Origin of the sequence: Alcanivorax sp. 1008 (assembly GCF_020667895.1) — a bacterium.
Classification (GTDB): Bacteria; Pseudomonadota; Gammaproteobacteria; order Pseudomonadales; family Alcanivoracaceae; genus PGZG01.
Genome location: NZ_JAFMPS010000009.1, coordinates 40,604 through 57,917, shown reverse-complemented (window position 1 = coordinate 57,917; position 17,314 = coordinate 40,604). Strand labels below are relative to the sequence as shown.

Genomic DNA, 17,314 nt, shown 5'->3' with positions numbered 1-17,314 from the left:
GCCTCCGGGCTTCGTGTTATGACAACTGCAGACAGGCCGCCAACATATCCTGATCAGTTGCCGAATCAGCCAGCAGCACATGGGCATGGCTAAGCCGCACCTGAGCAGCAATACGCTCACCGGGCACGACCACCCGGCATTGCGGCGGAACCCGTTCGGCAATACAGTGCCAGCCCTGCAAACTGGTCACCAGGCATACATCAACAAACTGCTGCGGCCAGCAAAAATCAACATTACAGCTGCGCTGATAAAGCACCAGCTGATCTACCTCAGCACCTCGCAACCTAAGGGTTTCCGCCATCAACTCGCGACCACCGTTACCGCGGCAAATCAACACGCGCTTGCCGTGTAGTTCACGCAGACACTCAAGGCGCAGGGTGGATTCGCTATCGAATCCACTGGCTGGCATTTCCACCGGTATCCCTGCGCTGGCAAGAATATCCGCAGTAGCTGGGCCGACTGCCAGCCAGTGGACGCCTACTGGCCACTGAGGCCACAAATCATCAAGGGATTCGAGCGCCAATCGCGCGGCATTGGCACTGACAAAAAAAACCGCATGGTATTGATCGATATCCACCAGTCGCTGTCTGGCCTGCGGTGACAGATGCAGAGATTCGATGGTCAGTGCACTTTGCTGACTAACCCGAAAACCGGCCTCGGTCAGCAGCGCCACCAAGCCATGCTGCTGGCCCTCTGGTCGAGTCACCAGAATATGCAGCGGTTCGGCAGCCATCAGCGACCGTAAACCTCGGCAAGAATCTCTCCGGCTCCTGCCTTAAGTAGTTGCTGCGCCAGATCATGGCCCAGATCAGCGGCCTCTGAACGGGGTGCTCGGCCCTCGACTCGCAGCACCCGGTCGCCCTGCTCGCTGGCCACCAGACCGCGCAGCCAGAGCTGGCCGTCCTGTAACTCGGCATAGCCGGCAATGGGCACCTGGCAGCCACCTTCAAGAGTCCGGTTCATGGCCCGCTCGGCAACCACGCGATCCCAGGTCAGCGGGTCATTCAACGGCGCCAGCAGCGCATGTACCCGCGCGTCGTCACTGCGGCACTCAATGCCCACCGCACCCTGACCCACCGCCGGCAAACAAACCTCCGGAGCAAGCTCATGACGAATACGGTGCCCCATTTCAAGACGCTTTAGACCTGCGGCGGCCAGCAGAATGGCGTCAAACTCGCCACTATCCAGTTTGCCCAACCGGGTCTGCACATTGCCGCGCAGGCTGGAAATGCGCAGGTCTGGGCGGGCCGCCTTTAGCTGCGCGCTACGCCGCAAACTGGAGGTGCCCACGTGGGCGGCAAAAGGCAGGTCGTCAAAACGTTCATAGGTATTGCAGACAAATGCATCGCGGGGATCTTCACGCTCGCAGATCACCGCCAGAGTCAGCCCCTCGGGCAGCTCCATCGGTACGTCTTTCATAGAATGCACAGCGATGTCAGCACGGCCATCCAGCATGGCCTGCTCCAGCTCCTTGACGAACAGCCCCTTGCCTCCAATTTTCGCCAATGGAGTATCCAGAATGATATCGCCCTGGGTTTTGATGCGAATAAGCTCAACCTGCAGCGACGGATTCAACGCTGTCAGGCGCTGCTGGACATATTCAGCCTGCCAGATGGCGAGTGGGCTTGAGCGGGTGGCGATACGGAGAATGTCGGTGCGGGGAGAATCAGTCATATTGGCCTCTCTGAACAGAGGCGCAAGTGTGCCAGAAAGCGCCCGCCTTGGCTTGTTGGCGGGCGCCTGGAGACATCAGTTGCCGTACACCACCACGGTAAACTCGGCCAGAACCCCAAAGAAGTTCTGCGACTCGTAGTCAACGAAGTGGATTTCACGAATACCGCCGTTACGTGCCGCTGTCTGGATGCTGGCGTCACCGGTGGCAATCAGGCCAAGCACCGAGCGAACGCTGGCGCGGCCAACACGCTGCGGTTGCTCTGGAGCAGCTGTGGCAGTGAACGGTGCTTTAACATTGCTGTAAATCATCCCGGAAACCGGGCTGGCCGAATAAGCACAGCCACCCAGCAGAGCCGTAGCGGCGAGCAGTACAATTACTTTTTTCATCGGGCAATCCCCTGTTGTTGTTCTGATATCTGGAACCTTCGGACCACGCCGGGCAGGCCGGCGAGCAGCATAGCACGTCATAATCGCGCCATCATCTTGCGTAATCCGGCCACGTGGCGGCGGCTGACCACCAGCCGCTCCTCCACCCCTTTCAAACGAACCTGATAGTGCCCCGCGGTGGCCAACTCCATACCTTCCAGCCACCCCACGGCCACCAGCGCATTACGGTGAATACGCACAAAACGCTCGCCAAACTCATCCTCCAGCTCTTTCAGGGTGTCATCAATCAGTACCTCGCCATCGGGGTATTTGACCGTGACGTATTTCTGATCGGCAAGAAAATAGCGGATTTCACTCACCGGCACGAGCTCAATACCTCGGTGGGTACGGGCGCTGATATGCCGCCGCTGGGCAGCCCCCTGTGGATCGACCTCCCCTTCCAGCGCATCCAACCGGCTTCGGCTGATGCCATGAACACGCCCCAAAGCAGTGGCAAGGTCCTCCCTGGATACTGGCTTAAGCAAGTAATCGACCGCCTGCACCTTAAATGCCTGCAGGGCATGCTCATCATAGGCGGTACAAAAAATCACCGCCGGTGGGTGCTCCAGCTTGAGCAAATGGCGAGCGGCCTCTATGCCATCCATATCCGGCATGCGGATATCCAATAGCACCACGTCAGGACGCTTGGACTGGGCTAGAATAACTGCCTCTCGGCCATTAGCGGCCTCGCCCACCACCTCGGTATCCGGCACTGCTTCGGTGAGCCGCGCCAGCCGGTCTCGAGCCAGCTTCTCGTCGTCGCATACCAGCACCCGCATATTCAGTCTCCCTTCTTGAGCGGATAGGTCAAAAGAACATCGTAGTGTTCTGTTGCCGGCGTCACTTCCACACTGGCCCCGCTGCCATGCAGCGCGGCCAGACGCAGGCGAATATTCTCCAGCGCCATCCGGTTGCCCTGATGATCACTGTTTCCGGGCGGCTTGGGATTACTTACCAGAATACGCACCCTGCCATCCTCTTGCCAGACGGCAATCTTTAACAGCCCCCCAGCGGCCAGCGGCTGAATACCATGGTAAAGCGCATTCTCCACAAGCGGCTGCAGGGTCAGCTGGGGAATAGTGACCTTTTCAGGGTCCACGCGAATATCCCACTCCACTCGCAAGCGATCCCCCATGCGCAACTGCTCAATACGGATATAGCGATGCACCAATGAAAGCTCCTGCTCCAGCGTCACCATGCTACCTGTTTCGCCCAGACTGGCACGAAACAGGCGAGCCAGATCTTCCACCGCCTGCTCGGCAGCCTCCGGATCGACACTGATTAGCGAGGCAATGATATTCATGCTGTTAAACAGGAAATGGGGGCGGATACGCGACTGAAGCGCCTGAATGCGCGACTGCAGCTCAGCCTCGTCCTTCTGCCGCAACTGCTCCTGGACAAAGAAATAGCGCATCACCACCCCGCCAATAATGGCGGCAATGGCGGCACTGATTAAGGCCTCACGCACCCAGACCCGGCGATCCATGAGTACTTCACTGGCCATCCAGTCCAATACCTGACCAGCCATCAGGCTAAAGCAGAAGGCATCAATCACCACCACCATGACCACCACCAGACTGGCCCAGCCGAGCGGCAACTTATTGATGGTAGGACGCAGGCCACATAGCAGCGCCGCAGAGGTCAGCGCGACCCATTGAATAAACAGGGAGGAAACCGCCAGCCGCTCGAAGGAGAAATCGCTGTAGAGCGCCGCCGTCAGAGTGGTCACCAGCGCCAGCAGCTGGGCGATCACTACAACCACCAGCACTGAATGGGTGCTACACAGGTTAGGCAGGAACTGTCGTTGTTGTTGTTCTATGGCCATGGCATCCCTCATCGGCGACAACTGTTATACCGCACCCGCATTGCGGACGATAGCCGGCGCATGAATCCGGCGCCTGTTCCTTATATACTGCGCGCCCGATGTGCTGATCCGCCGAGCCTGACCATCATGACCGATACCCAACAGAACCAGCTCTGGGGTGGCCGCTTCACCGAGTCCACCGATGCCTTTGTCCAGGCCTTCACCGCCAGCGTCAATTTTGACAAGCGCATGTATGCTCAGGACATCCGCGGCTCCATCGCCCATGCCACCATGCTGGCGGAAGCGGGCGTGCTCACCGATGCGGAGCGAGACGCCATCATTGAGGGCCTGAACACCATCAAGGGTGAAATCGAACGCGGCGAGTTCCAGTGGTCGGTAGCTCTCGAAGACGTGCACATGAATATTGAAGCACGCCTCACCGACCGCATCGGCATCACCGGCAAAAAGCTGCATACCGGCCGCTCACGCAACGATCAGGTAGCCACCGATATCCGTTTGTGGCTACGTGATGAAATCGATTTTATCGATGGCGAAATGAAGCGCCTGATGGAAGGCTTTCTTGGACTGGCTGAGCGTGAAGCCGCCACCATCATGCCCGGCTTCACCCACCTGCAGACCGCCCAGCCAGTCACTTTCGGCCACCACCTGTTGGCCTGGTTTGAAATGATACGGCGCGATCGCGAGCGTCTTGCTGACTGCCGCAAACGGGTTAACCGCATGCCATTGGGCTCTGCGGCACTGGCTGGCACGACCTATCCGATTATCCGCGAGCGCACCCGCGAGCTATTGGGTTTTGATGAAGTCTGCTTTAACTCACTGGATGCGGTGAGTGACCGCGACTTCGCCATCGAGTTTTGCGCTCTGGCCGCACTGTGCATGACCCATCTGTCGCGGATGAGCGAAGAGCTGGTGCTGTGGACCTCTGCACAGTTCCAGTTCATCAATCTGCCGGACCGTTTCTGCACCGGCAGCTCTATCATGCCGCAAAAGAAAAACCCCGACGTGCCAGAGCTGGTGCGAGGCAAGACCGGCCGCGTTAACGGCCATCTGATTGCACTGCTAACCCTGATGAAGTCGCAGCCGCTGGCCTACAACAAGGACAATCAGGAAGATAAAGAACCCCTATTCGATGCCGCTGACACTTTGAAAGGCTGCCTGCGTGCCTTCGCCGATATGATTCCGGCGATCGAGCCAAACCGCGAAATCATGCGTGAAGCGGCGCGCCGCGGCTTTGCCACGGCCACCGATCTGGCCGACTACTTGGTGCGCAAAGGCATCGCCTTCCGTGATGCCCATGAAATTGTAGGCAAGGCTGTTGCCCATGGCGTCGCCAGCAAAAAAGATCTGGCTGATATGTCGCTAAGCGAGCTACAGCAGTTCAGTAACGAGATCGGTGAAGATGTATTTGATGTGCTGACACTGGAAGGCTCCGTCAGTGCGCGCAACCACATCGGCGGCACCGCGCCAGAGCAAGTTCGCGCCGCCGTATCACGCTCCCGCCAGCTGCTCTGACCTGCGGCAACGACGGCCCTGCCGACCAGCAGCGGTAGGCAGGGCGCCGTCAGACCGGTAGGATAAACCCCTCAAACCCACGACCGCAGCAGAGATACAGATGCAAATTGCTGAAAATATGGTGGTATCTATCCACTACACTCTGACCAACAAGGCTGGCGAGAAGGTTGATTCGTCGGTTGAACACGGCGAGCCAATGGCCTATCTGCACGGCCATGGCAACATCGTTCCGGGGCTGGAAAACGCCCTTACCGGCAAAAGCGCCGGTGACAAGTTCGATGTATCCGTCAATCCAGAAGACGGCTATGGCGAACATCACGCTGAACTGATCCAGGAAGTTCCGCGGGAAGCTTTCCAGGGTGTTGATCACCTGGAGACAGGCATGCAGTTTCAGGCTGACACCGGTGCCGGCCCTCGCCTGTTCACCATCACCAAGATTGAAGGCGACACCGTCACCGTAGATGGCAACCATCCGCTGGCTGGCGAAGTGCTGAATTTTGCCATTGAAGTGACTGCTGTGCGTGCAGCTTCTGAAGAAGAGCTGGAGCATGGCCACGTTCATGGCGAAGGCGGTCATCACCACTGAGTTGACGCACCCCCGCCGGGGCTGCATCAGCCAGAATAAAAAACGGCCCTTTATGGGCCGTTTTTTTATTAAGCGTATTGCGCTGTAAGAAGCCCTGACTGAAGCCAACGCTACAGGATCAGCCAGGCCAACAGAGCGACCAGCAGCAATCCGAGCACAACAATCATCAGCCACTCTTTTGGCTCCGTGGTTTTCTCCGGAACGATGTGGGACTTGATCCAGCCGCGCAGCAATGCGGTATTACGAGTATTGGCTTTCCAGTAGATATCGAATACATCACCAACTACCGGCACCACCCCCATCACCGCTTCGATAATCATATTGCGGATCATCTTGCGCTTAAGCTCTGCCGGCGCACCGATACGGTTGGCTTCGATCAACACCGGCAGTGATAGTAATAGACCAATAAAGTCACCGATCACTGGAAGCAAACCGAGAATCGGGTCAACGCCAAAACGAATGCCAGTAAATGGAATACTGAACTGCGAATCGGTCATTTTGGAATACTTGTCCAGACGCGCTAACGCCTGACGGTATTCGTGTTCCTTTCTTTTACTCAAGGTAGGTATACCCCGCTAGGCCATCACTCATTTCCAACACAAACTGCTGCCGCTGCTCGGTGCTGAGCGAAGCTTTCTCGCAATGGCTGCGCAGGGCATCCAGTAGTTTTTCCGGATCATAATTTACCAGGCGCAGTACGCTACTGACCGTATCGCCCTGAATGGCATGATCAAGCTGCACCTGCCCGGCGGAATCAATTTCCGCGTCCACTGAATCCGTATCACCAAACAGGTTATGCAGGTCACCCAGAATTTCCTGATATGCACCCACCATAAAGATGCCCAACTCCGTATCAGCACCATCCGGCATGGGTAGCGTGGTCTCAAGGCCCTCGCCATCAACATACTGGTCGATCCGGCCGTCTGAATCACAGGTGATATCCTGCAGCACGGCACGTCGGGTTGGCATCCGATTCAAGCCGGACAGCGGCAAAATCGGGAAAATCTGGTCAATACCCCAAACATCCGGCACCGACTGGAATACGGAGAAATTGACGAAAAGCTTGTCCGCCAGCTTTTCATTCAACTCGTCCAGCAAGGCGCGCTGATGCTTGCGCGATGCGTCAAGGCGCTCACGAATGGCAATCTGGCAGTTGATATATAGCCGCTCCGCCACTGCGCGCTCAGTCAGCGACAATTCACCCAGCAAATAGCGCTGATGGATATCCTGCCAGGCCCCCAACACGTCCTGATAGATCTCCAACAAGTTGGGACTGGGGCCGCGCAAGGATTCATTCAGCTGCCACAGCAACTGCACTTCCGCAGCGGCTTGCGCCGCAGGCACCGAGACATCACTAATCGACAGAGTCTCACGATCAATCACATTGGCCAGCAGCACCGCATGGTGTGCGGTAAGTGCCCGGCCCGATTCGGAAATTACATGGGGGTGGGGCAGTCCGGAGCGGTCACACAACTCTTTCAGTGTCTGCACAATATGCCAGGCATAGTCAGCCATGGCGTAGTTCATTGAGCAGTAGGAACGGGAGCGAGTGCCTTCATAGTCGACCCCCAAACCACCACCCACATCCATAGTATCAACCGCCGCTCCCAGCTCACGTAATTCCTGATAGTAGCGCGCCGCCTCACGCATACCGGCCTTGATGTCCTGAATATTGGCCACCTGAGAGCCAAGATGAAAATGCAGCATGCGTACACAGTCCAGCTTGCCCGCGGCGCGGCAGATTTCTACTGCCTCCACCAGCTGTGCTGCTGACAGTCCGAATTTGGCTTTCTCGCCACCCGAGTTCTGCCAGTTACCCTTGCTAATCGACATTAGCCGGACCCGCAGGCCGATACGCGGCGCCACACCCAGGTCCTCTGACTCGCGCAGGATCATGGCCAGCTCGGACAGCTTTTCGACCACGATATTGACCCGGAAGCCGAGCTTCTCGCCCATCAGCGCAAGACGAACGTACTCCCGGTCTTTGTAGCCATTGCAGACTATGGTGCTACCAGCACCACGGGACAGGGCCAGCACTGCCAGTAACTCCGGCTTTGAGCCAGCCTCCAATCCCAGCGCCTGATCACCCTCGGCGCCACGCAACAGCTCAGTGACGACCCGGCGCTGTTGATTGACCTTTATCGGGTAAACCGGTGTATAGCCGCCCTTGTAGTCCTGAGCGCTGATAGCGCCACGAAAGGCACCGGCCAACATCTTCACACGGTGCCGCAAAATGCCGCCGAAGCGCACCAGCACCGGGCTACGTAGCCCCTGCTCGCGGCATACAGCCAAAACATCCTCAAGCCGCGCGGTCGGGCCATCATCCGTGCCGCACGGGCGTACCGTGACATGACCGTCGCTATCGACACCAAAATAGCCGTCACCCCAACGGTCCACGTTGTAGATTCTCAGGGCGTCTGCGGTACTCCAGCTACTCATGGCACCTCCAATCAATAATGGCACGCAGTATAGACGCACAGCGCCGCCAGTAGCAGCGGCTTGCGCATTGAAAACTCCAGCCGCCGGAAGGTAAGGAATTGGTCATTTATTCAGGCTAGAATGCGCCCCGTTTACTGCCCCTACCCCGGGACACGCATTGCGCCTGACCAGGCAAGCACAAGAGGTACCGCCCCGATGACCGAATCTCGCTGGTTTATTGAACATTTCGACTCCGCTGGCACCGCCTTTGGCCTGCGCCTGACCAAGAAGCTGGAACAGGTGCAGACCGCATACCAGCATATCGAAATGTGGGAAACCGACACCTTCGGCTATCTGATGACCATTGATGGCTGCACCATGGTCACCAGCCGCGACAACTTTCTCTATCACGAGATGATGTCGCACCCGGCACTGTTTGCCCATGCAGACCCGAAGCGAGTAGTGATTATCGGTGGCGGTGACTGCGGCACCCTGCGCGAAGTACTGCGCCACCCGGGTGTTGAAAAGGCCACCCAAATCGATATCGATGAGATGGTTACCCGCATGTCCGAGAAATACTTTCCGGAGTTATGCGAGTCCAATAACGATCCCCGTGCCGAGCTGCTGTTTATAGACGGTGTGAAGTGGATGCAGGAATGCGAAGCCGGCAGCGTTGATATAATCATCGTCGACTCCACCGACCCGGTAGGCCCGGCCGAAGGCCTGTTCAAGGCGGATTTCTTCCGTGATTGCCACCGTGTGCTGCGCGACGGCGGCATCATCGTCCAGCAAAGCGAATCACCACTGCTGCACGCTGACACCATCATTAAGGACCTGCACGCCAACATGCGCGAAGCCGGTTTCACCAGCACCCAGACCCTGCCGTTCCCGCAGCCGGTTTATCCGTCGGGATGGTGGAGCTGCACCATGGCCGGTAAAGGCTGCGATGTTGGCAGCTTCCGCCGGGATGCGTCTGCTGGGAAAACTTTTGAAACCCAGTACTACACCGCCGGCATTCATGAGGGCGCGCTGCAGTTGCCGCCGTTTATGAAGAAAGCGCTGGGCTGACCGCCGACCTAGTGTCCCGCTGCCCTCAATGCCTTACGGTAAGTCGCTCCTGTTAGCGCTGCCGAGAATGCACGCGGGACAAATCGGGATGAGAACAGCTGCAAGCGATTAAATTTCCCTGGCACATAGAGCCTGCGGCGAGCTGCCATAGCGGCCAACCCCTGTGCCGCGCAGGAAGCTACGTCCTGAAGAAACATGGTGTTCTCGAAGTAGCGAAGATCACTATTGTGCGCCATGGGCGTTGCAATTCCGCCTGGGGAGAAAACTGTGATCGACACCGCCTCCCCTCGCAGCTCCTCCGATAGGCTTTGACCGAAGTTTGTCAGGAACGCTTTGCTGCCCGCATAAGCGGCCTGATACGGCACTGGCATCATCCCTGCCATGCTGCTCACTAACATGATCGCCCCATCAATGCCTTTGCCTGCAAAGTAGGGAAGAAAGTTATTAACCAGCCAGACAACGCCTACCAAATTGGTTTGCAGTAGAGTTTCAAAACGCTCCCAGGAAAGATCCTGATGCTTGCCGAAATGGGTAATACCGGCGTTAAGAATAACGCCATGGATTTCATGCTCAGCGGTTGCCTCATGAAACACACGCTGCACATCCCCATGTCGGGAAAGATCTGCAGCGATCACCTTGCAATGAACACCATGGGCGCTTTCCAGTTTGGCGGCCAAATCTGACAGGCGATCCGCTCGCCGCGCCACTAGTATCAGGTTCGCCCCATACTCGGCAGCAAGTTGATTCGCCATTTCCTCACCGAGTCCGGAGGATGCCCCTGTTACCAGCACCCAGCGCTCGCGAAAATTCAGTTTGCCTGCCATTACATTTCCTTCTGATATCTAGCGTGGCTTGACGGAAATGCCTAACCGGTCAGTAACCTTGCCGTCGAATGTGCCTTTGTTGAAACGACGGAACTGGGTGATCCAGTCGTTCCACTTGGGATACAGGACGCTCGCCTCCGCGCTACTTTGCAGCAGCTTCAGATCCAGCCCCCAATGCGGTCGCGCCGAGAACTCATCGCGCATGGTGCGCTGATAGGTTTTCAGCAAATCCTGCGCGCCCCGCGTGTCCGCCAGCATAATGACTTCCATGAACATGGAATTGCGGCCTTGCTGCATGGCAATAAAGTTGTCCGTGCTTTTTACGAACCGAACCGCAATCGGGCCGGTGTGAGGAATGCCGCGGGCCAGCATGGATTGCGCCAGGCTGAATGAGCGCTCAATACCGGCCACTGTGTCGCGAATATCAAAGGCCGCCTCAATGGCGATAGCGTCGGTGTAATTAACCACTCCAATATTGAAGACGCGGTAGGAGACATTAGTAAAATTATCATCCTGCTGGGTATCCAGCGTGGTTTCGAGAATCGTCGGCGCCAGACTCGGAATGGTGCTGAGAATCCACGCCAGCGGCTTTTCAAACAGGGTAATCAAACCAGAAACAAATTCGGTGCCGGGCTGGCCGCGCTGAGACTGCGACTGTTCCGGCAGCGGCGTATAGGAACGGTAACGCTCGGTCACCAGCACCGAATGGGTGCCGTCCGCGGTGGCATAAGGGCTGTATTGCAGCTCCCAATGTTCCGGCGATGGACGATCCGCATAAACCGGCTGACCGGCAATCAGTCGTTCAATGGCACCGCCTGGCGCTGACAGCTCCTCCCAGGTGGTCTTCCAACGCTTTTCCCGCAGCCAGAACTTGCGATCGGTTTTCAGGGTTACTGCATACACCACACCCATAGAGCCAATGGCTACCCGGGCCGCATTAAATGCGTCGTCATCCTGAATCAGTTCAACCGGAATTTTCCGATTTTCTTCCAGATAGCCAGGCCAGGTAGCAGGGTTGGTAATGCCGTTGGCCGGCTCGATCTGCATCATCCGGCCGCGCTCACCGACAACCTGCAAACTGACGATCTGGTCTGCCATGGGCCCGTAGGCGAGACCGGAACCATGGGTGGCGGTCATCATCACTCCGGCAATGGTCTGACCGTCATAACCACCCATATTGATCAGTGCGCGACCATTGGCATCAAGAAACGCGTTCAGATCCCTCACCCGGATGCCGCTCATGACCCGGGCCAGGGTCGGATCATTGGGGTTCTTCAGGCGGCTTTGGTCCAGCGCCAGCGGTTTGTTCAGCTTTTCCGGGGTAAACATGACATCCCGGGTAATCGCCACCTCTGAGGCCGAGTGCCCCGAACCGGTCATACGCACCCGCTTGCCAGCGCGGCTCGCCCGGCCGACATAGTCCACCAGCTGCGCGGCACTTTCCGGCTGCACCAAATACTGGGGCTCCACCGACTCGGTCTTGGTCCAGTTTTCCCAGTAGCAGCCGGACATCAGCAACAGCAGGGACAGCGTGGCGCCACGCGCCAGCAAGGCAGGAAGGGTTACGGTCATGGTATCGGTCCTGTGCCCGCACAGGCGGGTCTATTGTTGTTATTACCGCGTCAGACAAGCGTCCGGCGCTCCTGAAGCCAGGCAAGCGATGCTTACTTATGCTGCCGGAGAGGTAAATAGGACGAAGGTACCAATATCGCCATCGGGCTCGGGTAGGCGCACGGCCCCAGCGAGGTAATGAACTGTTTGATAAAGCAATAGTATAGTTGTTCGGAACTGTCCCTTAAGGCCAATGGTAGCGGAGCCAAAGATGTCCAAACTTCAACTAAAAGCGGCTTTGTTTTCGGCTGCCCTCCTCCTTACCGCGTGCAGCTCCGCCCCAATCAATTATTCCTGGTATAGCTGTGTCAAAGACAGTCCTGTCGTGGCAACGATTTCTGAAAAACAAAACACATACCAAATATTTTCATGTGAACGGCCAAAGCCCGGCTCTACAACAGTCGTCGAGAAAAGGGACCACACCGGTAATGCAGACACCATTTTGTGGAAGATGCCGTCTGGTAAATCTTGCAAATACTATGGCAGAAATCCTGCGTCCGAAGATGTCGGATCAGAAGGCTCCAGACAGGGCAATATGACGTATGGATTGAGATATCCCGGCGCAAAGGTCAATCGAGAAGATTGCTACGTCGATATTGGTTTTATGCAAACGGACAGGTATGGAATTATTACCTTTCGCTCTACGCAAAATACATCCGGCACCAAATACATTGAAGATGTGTTTGTTCACCCGTATCAAACGAAGTTCGAAAACGGTCGCGTCTATGCTGACGCATTTTTTATCGAGATTCCCACTGACAGGTCAGGCTACATTAATGCCGTCTTTATCAATGCGGACGGTGTAACAGTGAAACACTGGGGCAAAGTAGAGAAGCAGACTTTCGAGCACGACTTTCTTGAAGAGAAGGGAGGTGGATACGCTTTAAGGTCAAGAGAATATATGAACTATCTTTTCAGGGCCGGTAACAATCTGGCTTTTGTCAGCAATGAAGAAACAAAACTGAAATATACGCCCGACATTATTGATTCATACTCTTTCTTCCCAACGGCCTATGTAATGCAGTATGGCAACAGGAAAAACATACCGCCCGAGAGAATGACGCAGGCAGAGCAGATCGCTGCAAAAGACGCCAGGAGTGATATTGAGAGGAGAAGCACTCATAAATTGCACATCATTAGCGGCGACAAGATGGAGGAGGTCAAAACACTTCTGCCAGGGCAATTCAAAATCCAGCCCATGGTGGATTCCGACATCACTCAAGGCCTTTCAAATACAGAACACAGGGTCATCTGGAATGTCATCGGGCCCCTTCAGGGCACCAAAGGTCTATATGGTTTTCTTCAGGAAGACGGAACATTTCAAGCCCCTCCCGGTACTCTGGGCGTGAAGCCCGCTGAGATCATGGTTCGCTTGAATGAAAGCGGGCAAGTAACCAGCAATACGCGGGAGGGTCTGGCGCCAAAATTCTGGCTGGTCGCTTATGACAATCAAGCTGGCGGCTATTCCTGGGGCAAAGCAAGTGCGGACTTCGCTCTCATGACGGATCCGCTCTGGAACGACATTGCTTATCACGCGGACGGGTGGTTATTTGCGCAGCCACTAGGCAGCAACAAATGGATATCCCTTGATGAATTCCATTTAACGCTTCCCAAGCAGGAATTTGCCTCGATCCAAGAAGGTATGAATATCATTAACGCAGCGGCGAATGATCTTAAAATCGCAATTCGAGAAGAAAAAAGGCAAGAACGAATTGCCGCCGAAGCCCGGGAGGCCGAACTGGTCAGGCAGGCATGGATAGATTACCGGAAAGCGAAGAATTCCGGGGATGTGGCTGGAATGAAGAGGGCGGCTAACGTATCCAAAGACATAGCTGAGGACTTTCTTTTTTCCAGCTACGCGACGGACAGCGAGAGAAGTCGTTACGTAGAAAGGAATCCCGCAACCGCCAATATTCTACTACAAAAGCATGTCGCCGAGAGGCAGCGCGCGCAGGAAGAGTACATAAGGCAGCAGCAGGCCAAAGCGGCTTTTGCAAAGGAAAATGCAGCGCGGATAGCAGAGATGGAGCGCAGAGAGCAGAAACGAAAAGATCTTGAAGCGTGGCGGTCAACCGTCAACGAAAATATGAAACGCACCAACAACAGGGTTCAGCAGGACTGGAACAAGCATCAAACTGAAATGTATGAGAAAGGATACATATCACTACCTGACTAACAGGGCGCTCTGCTCCATGATCGAAGCAAATAAGGCCCCGACGACCGGGCCAATTTGTCACCCCGGCCAGTTCAGACCCATGAAAGGCCCATAATGACCTTCGTCATATCGGGCCACGCCGGTAAGGTCAGCTCATCTGAACCTGACATTGGCGAGTGTAAGTATGGCCATCGATACCGTAGACGTGATCATCATTGGCGCCGGACTGTCCGGCATTGGCGCGGCGGTGCACCTGAAGAAGGACTGCCCGAACAAGACTTTCATGATTCTGGAAGGCCGCGACGCCATTGGCGGCACCTGGGATCTGTTCCGCTACCCGGGAATTCGCTCTGACTCGGATATGTTCACCCTCGGCTATAACTTCAAGCCGTGGACCGAGCCCAAGGTTATTGCCGACGGCCACCTGATCCGCAACTACATCAATGAAACCGCTGACGAGTACGGTGTGCGCCGTCATATCCGCTTTGGTCACAAGGTGGTCAACGCAGAATGGTCCAGCGACGATGCTCTGTGGACCCTGACGGTGCAGAAGAAGGATGGCAGCGAATCCAAAGTGCGCGGCAACTTCCTGATCAGCTGTACCGGCTACTACAACTACGCCGAAGGCTACACCCCGGAATTCCCAGGGCGGGATGACTACAAAGGCACCTTTATTCACCCGCAGCACTGGCCGGAAAATCTCGACTACACCGACAAGAACGTGGTGATCATCGGTAGCGGCGCCACCGCGGTCACTCTACTGCCGGCCATGACCGACAAGGCCAAGCACGTCACCATGCTGCAGCGCTCACCGTCCTATGTGGCGACGGTGCCGCAGGAAGATCCGATCTCTGTTCAGCTGCGCAAGGTTCTGCCGGAGAAGGTGGTGTATCACCTCGCCCGCGGCCGCAATGTTGCTCTTCAGGCGGGCATTTACCGCCTGTCCAAGTCACAGCCAAAGTTTATGAAAAAGGTGCTGCTTGGCATGGTGGAGAAGCAGCTCGGTAAAGACGGTGATATGAGCCACTTTACCCCCAGCTACAATCCATGGGACGAGCGCCTGTGCGCGGTGCCGAATGGCGATCTGTTCAAGGTGATTCGCAAAGGCAAGGCGTCCGTGGTTACCGACCATATCGATACCTTTACCGCAGACGGCATCAAGCTAAAGTCCGGCAAGGAACTGAAGGCCGATATCATCATCAGTGCCACCGGTCTGTCTTTGCAGCTGCTTGGCGGTGTCAACGTGGCGGTGGATGGCAAGCCCATCGATATCACCCAGTCAATGTCCTATCGCTCGCTGATGCTATCGGATGTGCCGAATGCCGCCATGATCTTCGGCTACACCAACGCATCCTGGACTCTGAAGGCGGATATCAGCAGCGAGTACTTGTGCCGTCTGATGAATCACATGGACAAGACGGGTGTACGTCAGGTTACCCCGCGTCAGCGTGATCCGAATGTATCTGAGTCACCGTTCCTTGATATGCAGTCCGGCTACATTCAGCGCGCCAAACATATCTTCCCAAAACAGGGGAACAAGGCGCCGTGGGCCACCAAACAGAACTATTTCTTCGATCTGGCGCAGTTGCGCTACACCAAGATCGATGACGGCATTCTCGAGTTCCGTAACCCACCGGCGTTGAAAAAACCAAAGCCGGTGGAAGCGGTAAAGGTGGCCGCGGAAACCAAGAAAGCTCCCAGCGCAGCGCAGCGCAAGCCAGCTAGCAAAAAGACGGCAAAACAAGCCTGACCTAAAAACGTAGTCAGAAGAATAAAGAGCCGGGTACGCCTCAGGGATACCCGGCTTTTTTATTAGCTGTAAAACGGTGGAATACTTTTTGCTTGGGCCCTGCTAATGCGCTGGTAGCGCTGCAGGAAGCCTTCCTGTGCCGTCTGCTCTGCATACAACGTGGTCAGATCCTGCTGCATACGCTGGAATAGTCGTGCGGTCATACTTGCATCGGCCAGCGCCCGGTGATGACGCCCGTCCACCGGAATATTGTGTAACTCCACCAACGTCGCCAACTTGTGGTTGGGCGCCCATGGGTAGAGTCGGCGACCAATCAACACCGTGCACAAAAACTCGCTTGAACAAAAGCGACCGCACAGGTCCAGCTCGTGCTCCCAAAAGCGTCGATCAAAACTGGCGTTATGGGCAACCAGCGTGGCATCGCCAACAAACTCGTGAATCTGCGTCATCACCTCATCAGGCGACGGTGCAGCGCGCACCATGGCAGGGGTAATGCCCGTCAGGTCAGTGATAAATCGCGGCACCCGCCCACCCGGGTTCATCAGACTTTGCCAGCTAGCAACAATCTCGCCGCCCTCTACTATGACCGCCGCCACTTCCAGAGCACGACCACCCTGGCCAGGCATCAGACCATTGGTTTCAAAATCGATTACGGCATAGCGGTGCATATCAGCGAGCTACTATCTGATCAATGGGGCCGCTACCTTAGCAAAGCAGGCCTTTCCCATACAGACCACATGGTCATTTGATCCAGATCATTAGTTAACTCTGTGGCAGGCGCACACTAGCCCCAGTTATCAAGAAGAGGAAAAAGTCATGAAAGCTTTGCGCCCCACTCTGCTCGCTGTAGCCGTGTCCTGTCTCGCCGCCCCGGCTCTTGCCTACGAGGCTGGTGATGTCATCGTTCGCTTTGGCCCGGCCTTGGTGGCCCCAGACAGCAGCTCCGACCCGGATCTGGTTGAAGTCGACAACGGTGTCGGTTTTGGTATCAGCGCCACCTATATGGTGCATAACAGTGTCGGCGTTGAACTGCTGGGTGCGCTGCCCTTCGAGCATGATTTGAATGGTAGCGGCGGACTGGCTGGTGTCGATGTTGGTTCCACCGAGCACCTGCCGCCAACCCTGCTGGTTAACTACTACCCGAATGTCAGCGAGAAATTCCAGCCGTATGTGGGCGTCGGTTTTAACTACACCATGTTCTTCCGTGAAAAAACCGACCCGGAACTGGATGCGGCACTGGGTGGCAACACCGACCTGCGCTTGAGCGATTCAACTGGCATCGCCTATGAAGCCGGTTTCGATATTCCCATGAGCGATAACATGATGTTCAGCGCCAGCGTCTGGAATGTGGCCATCGACACTACCGCCCGAGTAACAGTTAATGGTGCTCCTGCGGCAAAGATTGATGTAGAGATCGACCCGTGGGTATACATGGTTGGCATTGGCATAAAGTTCTGATTCATCG

16 protein-coding genes are annotated in these 17,314 nt (G+C 56.1%); 6 read left to right on the top strand and 10 right to left on the bottom strand.

The features are described 5' to 3' along the window. Positions 1–16 precede the first annotated feature (16 nt). From J1C54_RS11295 to J1C54_RS11275, 5 genes are all read right to left on the bottom strand, one after another. Complete coding sequence (locus tag J1C54_RS11295) at positions 17–733, bottom strand: uroporphyrinogen-III synthase (protein ID WP_229147713.1); 717 nt, start codon at positions 731–733, stop codon at positions 17–19. Further along, complete coding sequence (gene hemC / locus J1C54_RS11290; protein WP_229147712.1) at positions 733–1,674, bottom strand: hydroxymethylbilane synthase; 942 nt, start codon at positions 1,672–1,674, stop codon at positions 733–735. The genes J1C54_RS11295 and hemC overlap by 1 nt, the downstream gene beginning before the upstream one ends. 75 nt (positions 1,675–1,749) lie before the next feature. After that, positions 1,750–2,061 carry a TRL-like family protein gene (locus J1C54_RS11285; RefSeq protein ID WP_229147709.1) on the bottom strand — a complete coding sequence of 104 codons (312 nt, stop codon included), beginning with the start codon at positions 2,059–2,061 and terminating at the stop codon, positions 1,750–1,752. Between the two features lie 77 nt (positions 2,062–2,138). Then, positions 2,139–2,879, bottom strand: a complete 741-nt coding sequence (locus J1C54_RS11280) for a LytTR family DNA-binding domain-containing protein (RefSeq protein WP_229147707.1) — start codon at positions 2,877–2,879, stop codon at positions 2,139–2,141. A gap of 2 nt (positions 2,880–2,881) precedes the next feature. Then, the gene (locus J1C54_RS11275) at positions 2,882–3,925 is read right to left on the bottom strand and encodes a sensor histidine kinase (RefSeq protein WP_229147704.1); all 1,044 of its coding nucleotides are present in this window, start codon (positions 3,923–3,925) and stop codon (positions 2,882–2,884) included. A gap of 126 nt (positions 3,926–4,051) precedes the next feature. On the opposite strand from J1C54_RS11275, the gene argH reads away from it, so the two are divergent. Beyond that, positions 4,052–5,437, top strand: a complete 1,386-nt coding sequence (gene argH, locus J1C54_RS11270) for an argininosuccinate lyase (protein WP_229147701.1) — start codon at positions 4,052–4,054, stop codon at positions 5,435–5,437. Between the two features lie 100 nt (positions 5,438–5,537). Then, positions 5,538–6,023 (top strand): peptidylprolyl isomerase, encoded by a 486-nt coding sequence (slyD, locus tag J1C54_RS11265; RefSeq protein WP_229147699.1) that lies wholly within the window; start codon positions 5,538–5,540, stop codon positions 6,021–6,023. Positions 6,024–6,133: 110 nt separating this feature from the next. Here slyD and J1C54_RS11260 read toward each other — a convergent pair whose 3' ends face one another. Both J1C54_RS11260 and speA read right to left on the bottom strand, forming a co-directional pair. Then, positions 6,134–6,583, bottom strand: coding sequence for a DUF4112 domain-containing protein (locus J1C54_RS11260; protein WP_229147696.1), 450 nt, complete (start codon positions 6,581–6,583; stop codon positions 6,134–6,136). After that, positions 6,576–8,462, bottom strand: coding sequence for a biosynthetic arginine decarboxylase (gene speA, locus J1C54_RS11255; RefSeq protein WP_229147694.1), 1,887 nt, complete (start codon positions 8,460–8,462; stop codon positions 6,576–6,578). The genes J1C54_RS11260 and speA overlap by 8 nt, the downstream gene beginning before the upstream one ends. A gap of 195 nt (positions 8,463–8,657) precedes the next feature. Between speA and speE the strand changes: the two genes are divergently transcribed. Beyond that, a complete protein-coding gene (gene speE, locus J1C54_RS11250) occupies positions 8,658–9,509 on the top strand; it encodes a polyamine aminopropyltransferase (RefSeq protein ID WP_229147692.1) in 852 nt (283 codons plus the stop codon). A gap of 8 nt (positions 9,510–9,517) precedes the next feature. Here the strand turns inward: speE and J1C54_RS11245 are convergent, their stop codons facing one another. Both J1C54_RS11245 and J1C54_RS11240 read right to left on the bottom strand, forming a co-directional pair. Continuing rightward, positions 9,518–10,333 (bottom strand): SDR family oxidoreductase, encoded by an 816-nt coding sequence (locus tag J1C54_RS11245; protein ID WP_229147690.1) that lies wholly within the window; start codon positions 10,331–10,333, stop codon positions 9,518–9,520. 18 nt (positions 10,334–10,351) lie between these two features. Beyond that, the gene (locus J1C54_RS11240; RefSeq protein ID WP_229147688.1) at positions 10,352–11,905 is read right to left on the bottom strand and encodes an FAD-binding protein; all 1,554 of its coding nucleotides are present in this window, start codon (positions 11,903–11,905) and stop codon (positions 10,352–10,354) included. Between the two features lie 250 nt (positions 11,906–12,155). On the opposite strand from J1C54_RS11240, the gene J1C54_RS11235 reads away from it, so the two are divergent. Together J1C54_RS11235 and J1C54_RS11230 are read left to right on the top strand one after the other, a co-directional pair. Continuing rightward, positions 12,156–14,120 (top strand): hypothetical protein, encoded by a 1,965-nt coding sequence (locus J1C54_RS11235; RefSeq protein ID WP_229147685.1) that lies wholly within the window; start codon positions 12,156–12,158, stop codon positions 14,118–14,120. Between the two features lie 163 nt (positions 14,121–14,283). After that, a complete protein-coding gene (locus J1C54_RS11230; protein ID WP_229147684.1) occupies positions 14,284–15,849 on the top strand; it encodes an NAD(P)/FAD-dependent oxidoreductase in 1,566 nt (521 codons plus the stop codon). A 62-nt stretch (positions 15,850–15,911) separates the two neighbouring features. Here J1C54_RS11230 and J1C54_RS11225 read toward each other — a convergent pair whose 3' ends face one another. Next, the gene (locus tag J1C54_RS11225) at positions 15,912–16,517 is read right to left on the bottom strand and encodes a PolC-type DNA polymerase III (RefSeq protein ID WP_229147683.1); all 606 of its coding nucleotides are present in this window, start codon (positions 16,515–16,517) and stop codon (positions 15,912–15,914) included. Positions 16,518–16,665: 148 nt separating this feature from the next. Between J1C54_RS11225 and J1C54_RS11220 the strand changes: the two genes are divergently transcribed. Then, positions 16,666–17,307 carry an OmpW family protein gene (locus J1C54_RS11220; protein WP_229147682.1) on the top strand — a complete coding sequence of 214 codons (642 nt, stop codon included), beginning with the start codon at positions 16,666–16,668 and terminating at the stop codon, positions 17,305–17,307. The last annotated feature ends 7 nt before the right edge of the window (positions 17,308–17,314 follow it).

What these genes read in the sequence shown, in the direction of transcription:
- J1C54_RS11220 (WP_229147682.1), top strand. Translation starts at nt 16,666, where the DNA reads ATGAAAGCTTTGCGCCCCACTCTGCTCGCTGTAGCCGTGTCCTGTCTC.
- slyD (WP_229147699.1), top strand. Translation starts at nt 5,538, where the DNA reads ATGCAAATTGCTGAAAATATGGTGGTATCTATCCACTACACTCTGACC.
- J1C54_RS11240 (WP_229147688.1), bottom strand. Translation starts at nt 11,905, where the DNA reads ATGACCGTAACCCTTCCTGCCTTGCTGGCGCGTGGCGCCACGCTGTCC.
- J1C54_RS11275 (WP_229147704.1), bottom strand. Translation starts at nt 3,925, where the DNA reads ATGGCCATAGAACAACAACAACGACAGTTCCTGCCTAACCTGTGTAGC.
- hemC (WP_229147712.1), bottom strand. Translation starts at nt 1,674, where the DNA reads ATGACTGATTCTCCCCGCACCGACATTCTCCGTATCGCCACCCGCTCA.
- J1C54_RS11235 (WP_229147685.1), top strand. Translation starts at nt 12,156, where the DNA reads ATGTCCAAACTTCAACTAAAAGCGGCTTTGTTTTCGGCTGCCCTCCTC.
- J1C54_RS11225 (WP_229147683.1), bottom strand. Translation starts at nt 16,517, where the DNA reads ATGCACCGCTATGCCGTAATCGATTTTGAAACCAATGGTCTGATGCCT.
- J1C54_RS11280 (WP_229147707.1), bottom strand. Translation starts at nt 2,879, where the DNA reads ATGCGGGTGCTGGTATGCGACGACGAGAAGCTGGCTCGAGACCGGCTG.
- speE (WP_229147692.1), top strand. Translation starts at nt 8,658, where the DNA reads ATGACCGAATCTCGCTGGTTTATTGAACATTTCGACTCCGCTGGCACC.
- speA (WP_229147694.1), bottom strand. Translation starts at nt 8,462, where the DNA reads ATGAGTAGCTGGAGTACCGCAGACGCCCTGAGAATCTACAACGTGGAC.
- argH (WP_229147701.1), top strand. Translation starts at nt 4,052, where the DNA reads ATGACCGATACCCAACAGAACCAGCTCTGGGGTGGCCGCTTCACCGAG.
- J1C54_RS11285 (WP_229147709.1), bottom strand. Translation starts at nt 2,061, where the DNA reads ATGAAAAAAGTAATTGTACTGCTCGCCGCTACGGCTCTGCTGGGTGGC.
- J1C54_RS11245 (WP_229147690.1), bottom strand. Translation starts at nt 10,333, where the DNA reads ATGGCAGGCAAACTGAATTTTCGCGAGCGCTGGGTGCTGGTAACAGGG.
- J1C54_RS11295 (WP_229147713.1), bottom strand. Translation starts at nt 733, where the DNA reads ATGGCTGCCGAACCGCTGCATATTCTGGTGACTCGACCAGAGGGCCAG.
- J1C54_RS11230 (WP_229147684.1), top strand. Translation starts at nt 14,284, where the DNA reads ATGGCCATCGATACCGTAGACGTGATCATCATTGGCGCCGGACTGTCC.